This is a genomic window from Variovorax sp. GW822-FHT04A09 (assembly GCF_058801005.1).
In genome coordinates, this window is the sequence record NZ_JBXAMV010000002.1 from 761094 (window position 1) to 774958 (window position 13865).

The 13865-nt window shown below is 67.5% G+C and carries 13 protein-coding genes; 6 read left to right on the forward strand and 7 right to left on the reverse strand.

Translation table 11 applies throughout. The annotated features are described in order from the left end of the window. Positions 1-18: 18 nt before the first annotated feature. On the forward strand, positions 19-726 hold the full coding sequence (locus tag AC1RLW_RS14615) for an SDR family oxidoreductase (RefSeq protein ID WP_493193629.1): 708 nt from the start codon (positions 19-21) through the stop codon (positions 724-726). A gap of 6 nt (positions 727-732) precedes the next feature. On the opposite strand, the gene AC1RLW_RS14620 is transcribed toward AC1RLW_RS14615, so the two are convergent. The 5 genes from AC1RLW_RS14620 to AC1RLW_RS14640 all read right to left on the reverse strand — a co-directional run bounded on the left by AC1RLW_RS14620 (position 733) and on the right by AC1RLW_RS14640 (position 5541). Continuing rightward, complete coding sequence (locus tag AC1RLW_RS14620; protein WP_062480121.1) at positions 733-1059, reverse strand: hypothetical protein; 327 nt, start codon at positions 1057-1059, stop codon at positions 733-735. 113 nt (positions 1060-1172) lie between these two features. Beyond that, positions 1173-1955, reverse strand: coding sequence for an aldolase (locus tag AC1RLW_RS14625; RefSeq protein ID WP_493193966.1), 783 nt, complete (start codon positions 1953-1955; stop codon positions 1173-1175). Then, complete coding sequence (locus AC1RLW_RS14630; RefSeq protein ID WP_493193630.1) at positions 1955-2596, reverse strand: 2-dehydro-3-deoxy-6-phosphogalactonate aldolase; 642 nt, start codon at positions 2594-2596, stop codon at positions 1955-1957. The genes AC1RLW_RS14625 and AC1RLW_RS14630 overlap by 1 nt, the downstream gene beginning before the upstream one ends. Then, positions 2593-3504: a 2-dehydro-3-deoxygalactonokinase gene (locus tag AC1RLW_RS14635; RefSeq protein WP_493193631.1), complete on the reverse strand. Its 912-nt coding sequence runs from the start codon at positions 3502-3504 to the stop codon at positions 2593-2595. Before AC1RLW_RS14635 ends, AC1RLW_RS14630 begins: the two co-directional genes overlap by 4 nt. 297 nt (positions 3505-3801) lie before the next feature. Beyond that, positions 3802-5541: an IlvD/Edd family dehydratase gene (locus AC1RLW_RS14640; protein WP_062476021.1), complete on the reverse strand. Its 1740-nt coding sequence runs from the start codon at positions 5539-5541 to the stop codon at positions 3802-3804. A gap of 212 nt (positions 5542-5753) precedes the next feature. Between AC1RLW_RS14640 and AC1RLW_RS14645 the strand changes: the two genes are divergently transcribed. The 5 genes from AC1RLW_RS14645 to AC1RLW_RS14665 all read left to right on the forward strand — a co-directional run bounded on the left by AC1RLW_RS14645 (position 5754) and on the right by AC1RLW_RS14665 (position 10765). After that, complete coding sequence (locus AC1RLW_RS14645; protein ID WP_062476018.1) at positions 5754-6503, forward strand: FadR/GntR family transcriptional regulator; 750 nt, start codon at positions 5754-5756, stop codon at positions 6501-6503. Between the two features lie 54 nt (positions 6504-6557). Next, entirely contained in the window at positions 6558-7109 is a 552-nt protein-coding gene (locus AC1RLW_RS14650; protein ID WP_223301408.1) for a TRAP transporter small permease, read from the forward strand. Further along, entirely contained in the window at positions 7106-8407 is a 1302-nt protein-coding gene (locus AC1RLW_RS14655) for a TRAP transporter large permease (RefSeq protein ID WP_062476015.1), read from the forward strand. The genes AC1RLW_RS14650 and AC1RLW_RS14655 overlap by 4 nt, the downstream gene beginning before the upstream one ends. A 61-nt stretch (positions 8408-8468) precedes the next feature. Continuing rightward, positions 8469-9479, forward strand: coding sequence for a TRAP transporter substrate-binding protein (locus tag AC1RLW_RS14660; protein ID WP_062476013.1), 1011 nt, complete (start codon positions 8469-8471; stop codon positions 9477-9479). Between the two features lie 86 nt (positions 9480-9565). After that, complete coding sequence (locus AC1RLW_RS14665; RefSeq protein WP_492684460.1) at positions 9566-10765, forward strand: mandelate racemase/muconate lactonizing enzyme family protein; 1200 nt, start codon at positions 9566-9568, stop codon at positions 10763-10765. An 11-nt stretch (positions 10766-10776) separates the two neighbouring features. On the opposite strand, the gene AC1RLW_RS14670 is transcribed toward AC1RLW_RS14665, so the two are convergent. Then, positions 10777-11829 carry an endonuclease/exonuclease/phosphatase family protein gene (locus AC1RLW_RS14670; RefSeq protein ID WP_493193634.1) on the reverse strand — a complete coding sequence of 351 codons (1053 nt, stop codon included), beginning with the start codon at positions 11827-11829 and terminating at the stop codon, positions 10777-10779. 126 nt (positions 11830-11955) lie between these two features. After that, positions 11956-13758: a DEAD/DEAH box helicase gene (locus AC1RLW_RS14675; RefSeq protein ID WP_062476001.1), complete on the reverse strand. Its 1803-nt coding sequence runs from the start codon at positions 13756-13758 to the stop codon at positions 11956-11958. Between the last annotated feature and the right edge of the window lie 107 nt (positions 13759-13865).

The following is a 13865-nucleotide window of genomic DNA, read 5'->3' on the forward strand; positions in this document are numbered from 1 at the left end:
ATCAACGAAAGGCTCGTCATGCAGATCAAGGATTCCGTCGTCTTCATCACCGGCGCCAACCGGGGGCTCGGCCTGGCGTTCGCCAAGGCGGCGCTCGCGGCCGGCGCGCGCAAGGTCTACGGGGCCGTGCGCGACCCGAAGAGCATCACGCTCGCGGGCGTCGTGCCCGTGGCGCTCGACGTGACGCAGCCCGCGCAGATCGAGGCCGCCGTGCGCGCCTGCGGCGACGTGACGCTGCTGGTCAACAACGCGGGCATCTCGCGCGGATCGAGCTTCCTGGGCTCGCCCGACGCGGTGGCCGCGGCGCGCGCCGAGTTCGAGACCAACTTCTTCGGCCCCTGGGCGCTCACGCAGGCCTTTGCGCCGGTGCTCGCGTCGAACGGCGGCGGTGCGGTCCTCAACGTGCTGTCGGCCCTGGCCTGGACGACGTTCCCCGGCGTGGCGACCTACAGCGCCACCAAGTCGGCGGCCTGGTCGCTCAGCAACGGCTTGCGCAACGAACTGGCGGGACAGGGCACGCAGGTCACGAGCCTGCACGTGGCGCTCATGGACACCGACATGGCGGCGCGCCTGCCCGGCCCCAAGACCTCTCCCGATGACGCCGCGCGCCAGGCGCTGGCGGGCGTGGAAGCGGGGCTGCCCGAGGTGCTGGCCGATGAGGTCACGCGCCAGCTCAAGCAGAGCCTGTCGACCGAGCGGCCCGCGTATGCGAGCCCGCCGGTCTGACGTGCGTCAATAGCGGTAGGGGTTGTTCGGGCGACGGTCGTAACGGTTGGGCACACCGTCGCCGTCGTTGTCCCGGCGGCCGTGGCGGCGGTCGTCCCAGCCGCGGCGGCCATGGTCGTAATAGCCGTGGCGACGCGGACCGTCGTAGTAGCCCGGGTGGTAGTGGCGCGGGGGCGGCGGCGGGGCGTAGTAGTGATGACGCGGCGGCGGCGCGGGCGTCACGTACACCTGGGCCTGGATGAACGGGCCGCCAGCCTGGGCATGGGCGGGTGCGGTGAGCGCCGCCAGCGACAGCAGGGCGGCAGCACCGAAGGCGAATGTCAGCTTTTTCATGGCGACTCCTGGGGAGTGATTGCGATGCCTCATCGTCGCGCCATTATGTGAAGTTCTTGTAAGCCGGAAGCGAAATCGCATGAAGAGCTGTAAGCCGCTGCGCTCGCGCTTTTTCAGCGTTGCGGGGCCGGCAGCATGCGCCGCAGGGCTTCGAAGAACAGGTCGGACTGTTCCCTCTCGCCCTGGATCTGCGCCGCCACATGCGCGGCCAGCTTGGCGTTGACCGGCACCAGCGGGCGCCCGGTCGATTGCGCGATCACCTGGTGCAGGCAGGCGCGCTCCAGGTAGTACAGGTCGTCGTAGGCGTGGGCGATGGTGCCGCCCGCCACGATCACGCCGTGGTTCGCGAGAAAGGCGACGTCCTTGCCGGCCATGGCGCGCGCGATGCGCTCGCCCTCGGCGTCGTCCAGTGCCAGGCCGTTGTATTCGGCGTCGATGGCGATGCGGTTCATGTAGCGCATGGCGTTCTGGCTGGCGGTGGGGTCGAGCGCGCGGTCGACCGTGAGCGTCAGCGCCGTCGCATAGGGCATGTGGCAATGCAGCACCACGGCGTGGCCCGTGAGCCGGTGCACCGCGCCATGGATGAAGAGGGCGGTGGGCTCCACGCGGTGGCGGCCCGCGAGCACTTCGCCGTGCACGTCGATCAGCACGATGTCGTCCGGGCCGATCTCGCTCCAGTGCAGCCCGCGCGGGTTGATCAGGTAGCGGTCCTGCGCGCCCGGCAGCAACACGCTGAAATGGTTGCACACACCTTCGGACAGCCCATGGTGGGCCGCGGCGCGCAAGGCGAGTGCGAGGTCTTCGCGCAACTGGCGCACGGCGGGGCTGGCGTATTCGGAATCGGCGGACATCGCGGGGGTCTCCTTCTTTCTTGTGGTGGATGGGGCCTGTCGGATCAGGCGCGGACCAGCCCGGTCCAGGCCGCCACGAAGCGCTGCGCGTCCTCGCGCACGGCGGCGGCGGTCTTGCCGGGTTTGTAGAGCGACGAGCCGATGCCGAAGCCGGCCGCGCCGGCCGCGCGCCATGCGCCCATGTTGTCGGGCGCGATGCCGCCCACGGGCATCACGGGCGTGCCGGCGGGCAGCACCGCAAGCAGAGCCTTGACCACGGCGGGCGAGGCCAGCTCGGCCGGGAACAGCTTGAGGCCCGTGGCGCCGGCCGCGAGCGCGCCGAAGGCCTCGGTCGGCGTCATCACGCCGGGCAGGCAGGCCATGCCCAGGCGCGCCGCCTCGCGGATCACTTCCGCGTTGAAATTGGGCGACACGATCAGCTCGCCGCCGGCCGCATGCACTTCGCGCACCTGCTTCGCGTCGAGCACGGTGCCCGCGCCGACCAGCGCGGTGGGAAAGCGCTGGCGCATCAGCGCGATGCTCTCCAGCGGCTGCGGCGAATTGAGCGGCACTTCGAGCAGCCGGAAGCCGGGCTCGACGATGGCGTCGCCCACGTCGGCGGCTTCGGCGGGCGAGAGGCCGCGCAGGATGGCCACGAGCGGCAGGGCCTGCATCGCGGCGTTGAATTTATCGAGGGGCGTGGTCATGGGGCGGGTGTCCTGTCGGTGTCGAGAAAGCCGGACAGCGTGTGCAGTCCGGCCCAGGTGGCTTCGGCGCCGAGCGTGCGCGTGGCGACGCCGGTGGCGCGCAGGGCCAGGGTGTAGCGTTGGGTGAGGGTGGAAGAGCCGATCAGCACGACCTCGCCGACGGCCTGTACCGATTGCGTGCGCAGCTCTTCGCCGATGAGCAGGCCCGACAGGTAGCTCGACAGCTCTTCCCTGGGCATGCGCTCGAACAGCGCGAGCGTGCGCGTGCCGAAGGCGTTGTGCAGCAGGCCGTGGCCGTTCTCGGAGCGCGTCACGCCTTCGAGGAACGCGGCTTCGTCGAGCGGCGCGGCCGCGTCGAGCGTGCGCCCCAGGATCGAGTGCTGGCTCAGCAGCGCGTAGAACTCGCCCGTCATGTAGGTGCGAAAGCCCGCGACGCGGCCTTTCTTGACCGTGGCCCATTTGTTGTGGGTGCCAGGCAGCACGAAGACGCCGTCGTCCAGGCCGGTGATCGTCATGGCGCCGAGGATCTGCACCTCTTCGCCGCGCATCACGTCGGGCACGCCGGCGTGCTCGTCGCTGAGGCCGGGCACGATGGCGATGCGTGCGCCGGGGATGGCGTCTGTGGCGATGATGCTGCGGCCTACTTCGACGCGGCCTGCGGGGCAGGGGCAGTAGGGCGCTTCGACCCAGCCCTGCTTGCTGCCGGCCATGCCGGAGATCAGGCAGCGCGTGTCTGCCAGGCGCATCCAGTCGCCGAACAGCGACTCGAACACGGCAGGAAAGCCGCCCTCGGGCACGGTGAGGATGCCGCGGGCGTCGCTGCGTTCTTCGATGACCTGCCCGCTCGGGTCGAGCAATGCACCGCGTAGCGAGCTTGTGCCCCAGTCGATGGCGATGAGTCTTGTCATGTTTGTCGTCTGTAGCGTTTCGAGAGGTTGTTTGGGGCGCGTGCACAGGCCACCGGGTACTTCCCTCCGCGAATGTCCCCCGGCCTGCGGCCTCCTCCTTGATTTCGCTGCGGGAAGCACCCAGTGCCCTGAGCACGAGGGCACGCTCTGCGTTTGCAGCCGATCAACGACTGCTCTGAACCCGCTCACGTCGACGGGGTGCCTTGCGCAGCGAAATCAAGGAGGAGCCCGAAGGGCGGGGGACATTCGCGGAGCAAGGTACCCCGTCGGCGGGAGCGCGCCCTGGATCTCTCCAAATCAGTGATTGTCTCGCGGCACAAAGGCCCCACGGCGACCACGCAGAAAGGCCAGGTCCGCCCCCTGGTCAGCCTGCAGCACCGTGTCGACGTACAGCTTCCAGTACCCCGAGTCCAGCGGCGCTTTGGGTGCCACCCACTTCGCGCGGCGCTTCGCCAGTTCCTCGTCGCTCACATGCAGGTGCAGCTTGCGGTTCGGCACATCGAGCTCGACGATGTCGCCGTCCTGCACCAATGCCAGCGGGCCGCCCGCAGCCGCTTCGGGCGCGGTGTGCAGGACGACGGTGCCGTAGGCCGTGCCGCTCATGCGCGCGTCGCTGATGCGGACCATGTCCGTGATGCCCTTGCGCAGCACCTTCGGCGGCAGCGGCATGTTGCCGGCCTCGGCCATGCCGGGGTAGCCCTTGGGGCCGCAGTTTTTGAGCACCATGATGCAGTGCTCGTCGATGTCCAGGTTCTCGTCGTCGATGCGCTTGTGCAGGTCGTCGGCGCTCTCGAACACCACCGCGCGGCCCTTGTGCACCAGCAGCTCGGGCGTGGCCGCGCTGGGCTTGATGATGGCGCCGTTGGGCGCGAGGTTGCCGCGCAGCACGCAGATGCCGGCCTTGTCCTTGAAGGGCTCGGCCTGGGTGCGGATGACCTGCGGGTTGTAGTTCTCGGCGTCCTTCACGTTCTCCCACACGCTCTGGCCGGTGACGGTGAGGATGTCCTTGTGCAGGTGGTCGGCGATTTCCTTGATGACCACGGGCAGGCCGCCGGCGTAGCAGAAGTCTTCCATCAGGAACTGGCCCGAGGGCTGCAGGTTCACCAGGCAGGGCAGGTCGGCGGCGAGGCGGTCGAAGTCGTCGAGCGTGAGCTCGACGCCCATGCGCCCCGCAATGGCCAGCAGGTGGATCACGAAGTTGGTCGAGCCGCCGATGGCCGCGTTGACCTTGATCGCGTTCTCGATCGCCTGGCGCGTGAGGATCTTCGACATGTTCAGGTCTTCATGCACCATGTCGACGATGCGCCGGCCCGCCTGCCGCGCGAGCACGTTGCGCCGGCCGTCGACGGCAGGGTAGGCCGCATTGCCCGGCAGGCCGATGCCCAGCGACTCGACCATGCTGGCCATGGTGCTGGCCGTGCCCATCGTCATGCAGTGGCCGTGGCTGCGGTGCATGCAGCTCTCGGCTTCGAAGAAGTCCTGCAGCTTGAGCGTGCCGGCGCGCACCTGCTCACTCATCTGCCACACGCCGGTGCCTGAGCCCAGCTCCTGGCCGCGCCACTTGCCCGAGAGCATCGGGCCGCCCGACACGCCGATGGTCGGCAGGTCGACGCTGGCCGCGCCCATCATCAGCGCGGGCGTGGTCTTGTCGCAGCCCATGAGCAGCACCACGCCATCGAGCGGGTTGCCGCGGATGCTTTCCTCGACGTCCATGCTCGCGAGGTTGCGGTACAGCATGGCGGTGGGGCGCAGGAGCGTCTCGCCCAGCGACATCACCGGGAACTCGAGCGGGAAGCCGCCCGCCTCGTACACGCCGATCTTCACCTGCTCGGCGAGCGTGCGGAAGTGCGAGTTGCAGGGCGTGAGTTCGCTGAAGGTGTTGCAGATGCCGATGACCGGGCGACCGTCGAACTGGTCGTGCGGCACGCCCTTGCCCTTCATCCAGCTGCGGTAGATGAAACCGTCGCGGTCGTGGCGTCCGAACCACTGCTGGCTGCGCAGTTCGCTGGCGGGCTTTTTCTTCGGGGCGTTGCTCATGGGATGTGTCTCTTCGTCGTTGATGCTTTGCGGAAATCCTCAGGGTTTTTCCTGCGGGACGACCGTTTCAATCATCATATGATAAGCGTGACGAGCTGTCGCGCATTCAGGGTTTTCGAGTGGCCGGCACAGGCAAATCCGCCTGAATCCGGCCCCGATACGGGCAGGCAAACAGGCACCGGACACCACCAGAACCACACCCACAGGCAGGCATGATCAAGAACGTTCACGGCAACACGGTCGACCGCATCGGCAGCGACATCGTCGCGGGCCGCTATGCGCCCGGCGCGTCGATTCCGCCGGAGCCGCTCTTGTGCGAAGAGCTCGGCGTGAGCCGGACCGTGGTGCGCGAATCGATCAAGTCGCTGATCGCCAAGGGCCTGGTGACCAGCGGCCCGAAGGTGGGCACGCGCGTGCAGCCGCCCGACCAGTGGAACTGGTTCGACGCCGACGTCATCGTGTGGCAGACGCAGGCGGGCCTGTCGGCCGAGTTCCTGCGCGACCTGCAGGACCTGCGCCGCGTGGTCGAACCCGCCGCGGTGGCGCTGGCCGCCCAGCGCGCCACCGCCGAAGACATCGCCGACATGGAGGACGCCTACGCAGGCATGAAGCGCGCCATCGAATTCGGCGGCGACTACATCACGCCCGACCTGCGCTTTCACCAGGGCCTCATCCGCTCCAGCCACAACCGCATGCTGGTGCAGATGAGCCGTGCGCTGGGCGCGCTGCTGCGCACCAGCTTCGAGATTTCGACCACCCGCAAGAACGGGCCCGCGAGTTCGCTGCCGCTGCACCGCGCGGTGCTCGACGCCGTCATCGCACGCGATCCGGCCGCCGCCGAAAAAGCCGTGCTGGTGCTCATCGACGGTGCGCGCCACGACATCGAGACGGTGCTGGCCTCGCGCAAGAAGATTCCGCGCATCAGCCGCCCGGCGACGCAGCTGAAGGCCTTCCCGCTCTAGACGCGGCGGCCGCGCAGACATCCGATAACAACACTGGAAAGTCAGGAGACGCAGATGCTGATGCAAAGGGCTATCGACGGATTTTTTCGCCTGCTGGAGTTCCTCGTCGTCGTGTGCATGGTGGCGATGGTGGTCATGGTGTTCGGCAACGTGGTGCTGCGCTACGGTTTCAATTCGGGCATTTCGGTGTCCGACGAGATGTCGCGCTACTGCTTCATCTGGCTCACCTACATCGGCGCCATGGTGGCCATGCGCGACGGCGCGCACCTGGGCGTCGACACGCTCATCAAGCACCTGCCGCTCATGGGCAAGAAGGTCTGCTTCTTCCTGAGCCAGTCGCTCATGCTGTTCTGCAACGTGCTCTTCTTCATGGGCACCTACGAGATGCACGAGCTGCAAGTGACCAACATCTCGCCCGTCGTCGGCATCTCGATGATCTGGGTCTACGGCATCGGCTACGTGGTGTCGGTGGTGATGGCCCTCTTCAACATCGACAAGCTCTGGCGATTGTTCCGGGGCCGGGTGCCCGACCAGGAGCTGATCCAGATCATGGAATCCGAAGAACAGGTGCTCGACGCCGCCGCACACGGGAAGGTGGCGCAATGACCGTCACGATCTTCATCGTCTCGTTGCTCGGCGCCATGGCACTGGGCATTCCGATCTCGTATTCGTTGCTGGTGTGCGGCGTCTCGCTGATGGGCTGGCTGGCCTACACCGGCGGGCTGCCGGCCTTCGACAGCCAGATCATTGCGCAGCGCTTCGTCGATGGCGCCGACAACTTCCCGCTGCTCGCGGTGCCGTTCTTCCTGCTCGCCGGCGAGTTCATGAATGCCGGCGGGCTCAGCCGGCGCATCGTGAACCTGGCGATGGCCTGGGTCGGCCACTACCGCGGCGGCATGGGCTACGTGGCGGTGCTGGCCGCGATCATCATGGCCTCGCTGTCGGGCTCGGCCGTGGCCGACACGGCCGCGCTGGCCGCGCTCCTCATCCCCATGATGAAGGCCGCCGGCTACCAGATGAACCGCTCGGCCGGCCTCATTGCCGCGGGCGGCATCATCGCGCCGGTGATCCCGCCGTCGATCGGGCTCATCGTGTTCGGCGTGGCGGGCAACGTGTCGATCACCAAGCTGTTCCTCGCGGGCATCGTGCCCGGCATCCTGATGGGGCTCGCAGTGGGCGTGGCCTGGTGGATCGTGGCCCGGAAGGACAACGTGAAGTCCTCGCCGCGCGTGCCCTGGGGCGAGCGGCTGAAGGTCACGGCGCAGGGCAGCCTGGCGCTGGCGCTGCCGATCATCATCATCGGCGGCATGAAGTTCGGCGTCTTCACGCCGACCGAAGCCGCCGTGGTCGCGGCCGTCTATTCGCTCGTGGTGGGTCTCTTCATCTATGGCGAACTCAAGGTCAAAGACCTGTACCGCCTCACGCTCGCGGCGGGCAAGACCACCGCGGTGGTGATGTTCCTCGTGGCCGCCGCGATGGTGAGCGCCTGGCTCATCACGGTGGCCAACATCCCGACCGAGGTGGTGGCGCTGCTGGAGCCTTTCCTGGACAACAAGACGCTGCTGATGTTCGTGATGATGGTGCTGATCGTCATCGTGGGCACCGCGCTCGACTTCACGCCCACCGTGCTCATCCTCACGCCGGTGCTGATGCCCGTGGTGCTCAAGGCCGGCATCGACCCGGTGTACTTCGGCGTGCTGTTCATCATGAACAACGCCATCGGCCTGATCACGCCGCCCGTGGGCACGGTGCTCAACGTGGTGAGCGGCGTGGCGCGCATCTCGATGGACGATGCCTTCAAGGGCGTGATGCCTTTCTTCATCGCCCATCTGGTGGTGCTGTTCACGCTGGTGTTCTTCCCGCAGCTCGTGACCGTGCCGCTGCAGTGGTGGATGGGGCGCTAGTTCTTCTTTTTTCCTGTCAGTCAGTTCGTTCAACCAACCCCTCGAATCGAAGGAGACAAGCATGTTGTTTCGCAGAACCCTGATGACCGCCGCCCTCGTGGCCGGCGGCCTGCTGGCGTCGACCGGCGCCCTCGCGCAATTTGCCGAACGCACGATCAAGTTCACCAACGGCGTGAACGAAGACCACCCCGTGGGCGTGGGCGTGAAGAAGATGCAGGAGGTGCTGGCGGCCAAGACCGGCGGCAAGATGAAGATCACGGCCTTCTGGGGCGGCGCCGCGGGCGGCGACCTGCCGGCCACGCAAGCCCTGCGCGCCGGCACGCAGGAAATGGTGTGCACCTCGAGCTCGCCGCTGGTGGGCATCGTGAAGGAACTCGGCGCCTTCGACCTGCCGTTCCTGTTCGCCAACGAGAAGGAGGCCGACGCGGTGCTCGACGGCCCCGCGGGCGAGTACTTCAACAAGAAGCTCGAAGCCGCCGGCCTCGTGAACCTGGCCTACTGGGAGAACGGTTTTCGCAACCTCACCAACAGCAAGAAGCCCGTGGCCAAGGCGGAGGACTTCGAAGGCGTGAAGCTGCGCGTGATGCAGAACAACATCTTCCTGGACTCGTTCAAGACCCTGGGCGCCAACGCCGTGCCCATGGCCTTCGGCGAGGTGTTCACCGCGCTGGAGACCCGCACCATCGACGGCCAGGAGAACCCCTTCGTGACCATCGAGACCTCCAAGTTCAGCGAGGTCCAGAAGTACCTGAGCGTGACGCGCCACGCCTACACGCCGTTCCTCATCCTCTACAGCAAGAAGCTCTGGGACCAGCTCAACCCGCAGGAGCAGGCGGTGCTGCGCGAGGCCGCGAAGGAAGGCCAGAAGGTCCAGCGCGAAGCCAACCGGGCGCTCAACGAGAAGTCGCTCGCCAGCCTGCGCAAGACCATGACGGTGAACGAAGTCTCGGCGGCCGAACAGAAGCGCATGCTGGAGAAGGTCAAGCCCGTGTACGACAAGAACGTGCCCAACATCGGCACGGAAGCCGTGGGCGTGGTCACCGACGCGCTGAAGAAGGCGCGCGGGGGCTGACCGAGGCTTTCGGCCATGCGCTGAATGTTTGCAAGAGCCGCGCGGCACCCGCCGCCGCGGCTTTTTCTTTTTGCGGAACCCCTTTCATGAAAATCACGCAAGTCGAAACCATCCGCCTGGGCGAGTTCCCCAACATCCTGTGGGTGCGCCTGCACACCGACGAGGGCCTGGTCGGCCTCGGCGAGACCTTCATGGGCGCCGAAGCGGTCGAGGCCTACCTGCACGAGTGGGCGGCGCTGAAGCTGTTGGGCACCGACCCGCTGCAGATCGAGGCGCGCAACCGCGACATCACGGGCTACCTCGGCTGGCGCGGATCGGGCGTGGAAACGCGCGGCAATTCGGCCGTGGACATCGCGCTGTGGGACCTGTTCGGCAAGGCCGCCAACATGCCGGTGCACACGGCGCTGGGCGGCAAGAGCCGCGATGCGATCCGCATCTACAACACCTGCGCGGGCTACCAGTACATCCGCAGCGCCACGAACCAGACCAGCTCGAACTGGGGCCTGGCCAACAACAATGGGCCGTACGAAGACCTGCAGGGCTTCCTGCACCATGCCGACGAACTGGCCGAGTCGCTGCTGTCCGAAGGCATCACGGCCATGAAGATCTGGCCCTTCGATCCGGCGGCGGAAAAGAGCCACGGGCAGTACATCAGCAACGCCGATCTCGACACCGCGCTCGAGCCCTTCCGCAAGATCCGCAAGGCGGTGGGCGGCAAGATGGACATCATGGTCGAGTTCCACAGCCTGTGGCGCTTGCCGATGGCGCAGAAGATCGCGCGCGCGCTGCAGGAGTTCGACACCTTCTGGCACGAAGACGCGATCCGCATGGACAGCCTGGACCTGCTCAAGCAGTACGCGAAGGACTGCCAGGCGCTCGTCTGCGCCAGCGAAACGCTGAGCTACAAGTGGGGCTTCAAGGATTACCTGCAGACCGGCGTGGCCGGGGTCGCGATGCTCGACCTGAGCTGGTGCGGCGGCCTCACTGAGGCGCGCAAGATCGCGGCCATGGCCGACGCCTGGCAGCTGCCCGTGGCACCGCATGACTGCACGGGGCCGGTGGTCTGGGCCGCGTCCACGCACCTGAGCCTGCACGCGCCCAACGCGCTCATCCAGGAGAGCGTGCGCGCCTTCTTCACCGGCTGGTACAAGGAGCTCGTCACCGAGTTGCCGAAGGTCGAGAACGGCATGATCAGCCTCAACGACAAGCCCGGCCTCGGCCTGGAGCTGTTGCCCGACCTGCACAAGCGCGCCGACGCGATCGTGCGGGTGTCGAAGGCGGCGTAGGGGCGTCGCTATCAGCGGTTGTCGTCGGTGCGCAGCCGCAGCAGGGCGCGCACGAAGCCGTGATCCGAGCGCGAGCGGTCGCGGCCTTCGTGCAGGTGGTCGTTGAAGTAGTCGACGCGGCGCACGTCGCCCAGGCTGTGGCGGCTGCTGGCGACGAACTCCTCGCTCACGAGGATCTGATCGAGCACGTCCGGAAAGCCCTGGTGGATGTGCGAATAGGCCACGTCCTTCTTCAGCGCCGACTCGCCCTGCATCTCGTAGGCGTTGAACAGCGCCACGTCGCGCGCGGCCTTGTCATAGGCCACTTCGGAGGTCGCGGCCACCAGCTGCGTGGTCACGCTGTGCGGGTTGTCGTTGAAGTCGCCCATCACCACCAGCGGCACGTTGGTGCCCTGCAGCAGGTCGATCACGATGCAGCGCAGGGCCGCGGCCTCGGCGCCGCGCATCAGCAAGGAGCGCAGCGAGGCCATCGCGCCGATCTTGCGGTCGTCGCGGTCTTCGAGGGAGTTGCCTTGCGCGTCCTGCAGGAACTTGGGGCGCTTGGACTTCAGGTGCACCGTCAGCACATGCACCTGCTGGCCGTGCTTCATGCGCACGGTGGCCAGCAGGGGCGGGCGCTCGAAGCGCGTGTGCGGGCCGATGCCCGGCACCTCGACCCCGAAGCCCGAGGGAAAGTCGACGAAGGACTGCACGCTGTCCACCTGCAGCCGAGTGACGATGCCGACGCGCGGCGTGCCCTGTGCGCCCGGCCGCCCGGGCGTGCCCGGCGGGCTCGCGGGCGGTGGCGAGTTCTCGGCGCCGGGCACCGAGACGAAGTCGTAGCGCAGGCCGCTGCGGCCGATGGCAGCCTTCAGCGCGGCCTCGTCCCATACCTCCTGCACCGCGAGCACGTCGGCGTTGAGCGCGTGGATGCGCTCGCCGATCCAGTCGATCTTGCGTTCGTATTCGCGCTCGTTGTAGGCGTCCTGGTTCTCGTAGTACACGCGGTTGGGGTTCGCGAGGTTGAGCAGGTTGCAGGTCGCGACGAAGAGCGTGGCGTAGTTGGGCGGGATGTAGGAGGGCATGGCCCGCACATTGTGTCCTGAGACGGTGCAAACGAACCTGCTGCGCCGGCCGCCCCGGCAGAAACGAAAAAGGGCACCGAAGTGCCCTTTGTGGAATCGACGCGTGTATCGACGCGTGTGTGCGTTTCAGCGACCGAACGAACGACCGCCGCCGCCACCGGAGCGGCCACCACCGCCACCGCCGTAGCCACCACCGCCGCCACCCGAGCGGCCACCGCCACCCGACCGGTTGCCGCCGTAGCCGCCACCGCCGCCCGGACGGCCGCCGCGACCGCGACCACCCATGTGGTCGACGCTCGTGCGCAACGGGTCCGGCTGGCCGGCGCCGCCGCCTGCAACGGCTTCGGCGCGCAGGTGCGCGACCTGGTTGGCCTGCGTCGGGCTGTGGCTGTTGCCGTGATGGCGCGGCTGGCGCTCTTCGTGCGGTGCGTGGTGATGCGGCTGCTGCGGCGCGCGCGGCTGGCCTTGCTGCGGGCCGCGGCCCTGTGCGGGACGGGCTGCGCCCTGGCCGCGCGGGCCCTGGCCCTGGCCTTGGCCGCCACCGTTGGCATTGCGGCCTTGACCGCCGCCGCCTTGGCCGCCACCGCGGCGTTGACCGCCGCCATTGCCGCCGCCACCACCGCCGTTGCCGCCACCCTGGCCGGCCTTGTTCTCGCGGATGCGCGACATCATTTCGGTGCGGGCGGCCTTGGCGGCTGCCTGCATGACTTCGCGGCTCGGCGGACGGCCGGCGCCGCCCCAGATCGTCTGGCGACCCATGGCGATCGGCTCGGCGCGCTCGCCTTCTTCAGGACCGAAGCCCTCGACCTTCTGCACCGGGATCGTCTGCTTCGTGAAGCGTTCGATTTCCTGCATGAAGCCTTCTTCGTCCAGGCACACGAAGCTCACGGCCTCGCCGCTCGAGCCGGCGCGGCCGGTGCGGCCGATGCGGTGCACGTAGTCTTCGCTGACGTTCGGGATCTCGTAGTTCACGACGTGCGGCAGCTCGTCGATGTCGATGCCGCGCGCGGCGATGTCGGTGGCCACCAGGGCGCGGATGTCGCCGCTCTTGAAGCCGGCCAGCGCCTGCGTGCGGGCGCTCTGGCTCTTGTTGCCGTGCAGCGCCATCGCCTCGATGCCGTTCTTGGTGAGGAACTCGGCCACGCTGTTGGCGCCGAACTTGGTGCGCGTGAACACGAGCACCTGGCTCCACTTGTTCTCGTTGATGATGTGCGCGAGCAGCGCCTTCTTCTTGCCGCGGCCCACGGGGTGGATCACCTGCGTGATGCGCTGCACCGTGGTGTTGCGCGGCGTGACCTGGATGCTCTGCGGGTTCTTGAGCAGCGAGCCGGCGAGGTCGCGGATCTCGTCGCTGAAGGTGGCCGAGAACAGCAGGCTCTGCTTTTCCTTGGGCACCAGGGCCAGGATCTTCTTCACGTCGTGGATGAAGCCCATGTCCAGCATGCGGTCGGCTTCGTCCAGGATCAGCATCTGGACCTGGCTCAGGTCGAGCATGCCCTGCTGCTGCAGGTCGAGCAGGCGGCCGGGGGTGGCCACGAGGATGTCGACGCCCTTCTTGAGCTTGCTGATCTGCGGGTTCATGCCCACGCCGCCGAAGATCACGGTGGAGTCGAGCTGCAGGTACTTGCCGTAGGTGCGCACCGACTCTTCGACCTGGGCCGCGAGTTCACGCGTGGGGGTCAGCACGAGGGCACGGATGCCGATGCCGCCGAACTTGTTGGTGGCGCTGCGGCTCATGGTGAGCTTGTGCAGCATCGGCAGGGTGAAGGCCGCGGTCTTGCCGGTGCCGGTCTGGGCGCCGCCCAGCAGGTCGTGGCCGTCGAGGACCACGGGAATGGCTTGCGCCTGGATGGGGGTGGGGGTGTCGTAGCCGTGCTCGTGCACAGCCTTCAAGATGGCGGGAGCCAGCTTCAGTTCGTCAAAATTCATTGTGGAAACAACAAGCGCCATACACGGCGCAGTGGCATCGGCCCGCCAAGCGTCGTTTTGGGGTGACGCCGAGCCAGTCAAGGCAGATGAAGGTCAGGGGTGGGAGC

What these genes read in the sequence shown, in the direction of transcription:
- AC1RLW_RS14675 (WP_062476001.1), bottom strand. Translation starts at nt 13,758, where the DNA reads ATGAATTTTGACGAACTGAAGCTGGCTCCCGCCATCTTGAAGGCTGTG.
- AC1RLW_RS14635 (WP_493193631.1), bottom strand. Translation starts at nt 3,504, where the DNA reads ATGACAAGACTCATCGCCATCGACTGGGGCACAAGCTCGCTACGCGGT.
- AC1RLW_RS14665 (WP_492684460.1), top strand. Translation starts at nt 9,566, where the DNA reads ATGAAAATCACGCAAGTCGAAACCATCCGCCTGGGCGAGTTCCCCAAC.
- AC1RLW_RS14630 (WP_493193630.1), bottom strand. Translation starts at nt 2,596, where the DNA reads ATGACCACGCCCCTCGATAAATTCAACGCCGCGATGCAGGCCCTGCCG.
- AC1RLW_RS14645 (WP_062476018.1), top strand. Translation starts at nt 5,754, where the DNA reads ATGATCAAGAACGTTCACGGCAACACGGTCGACCGCATCGGCAGCGAC.
- AC1RLW_RS14670 (WP_493193634.1), bottom strand. Translation starts at nt 11,829, where the DNA reads ATGCCCTCCTACATCCCGCCCAACTACGCCACGCTCTTCGTCGCGACC.
- AC1RLW_RS14640 (WP_062476021.1), bottom strand. Translation starts at nt 5,541, where the DNA reads ATGAGCAACGCCCCGAAGAAAAAGCCCGCCAGCGAACTGCGCAGCCAG.
- AC1RLW_RS14650 (WP_223301408.1), top strand. Translation starts at nt 6,558, where the DNA reads ATGCTGATGCAAAGGGCTATCGACGGATTTTTTCGCCTGCTGGAGTTC.
- AC1RLW_RS14660 (WP_062476013.1), top strand. Translation starts at nt 8,469, where the DNA reads ATGTTGTTTCGCAGAACCCTGATGACCGCCGCCCTCGTGGCCGGCGGC.
- AC1RLW_RS14615 (WP_493193629.1), top strand. Translation starts at nt 19, where the DNA reads ATGCAGATCAAGGATTCCGTCGTCTTCATCACCGGCGCCAACCGGGGG.
- AC1RLW_RS14620 (WP_062480121.1), bottom strand. Translation starts at nt 1,059, where the DNA reads ATGAAAAAGCTGACATTCGCCTTCGGTGCTGCCGCCCTGCTGTCGCTG.
- AC1RLW_RS14655 (WP_062476015.1), top strand. Translation starts at nt 7,106, where the DNA reads ATGACCGTCACGATCTTCATCGTCTCGTTGCTCGGCGCCATGGCACTG.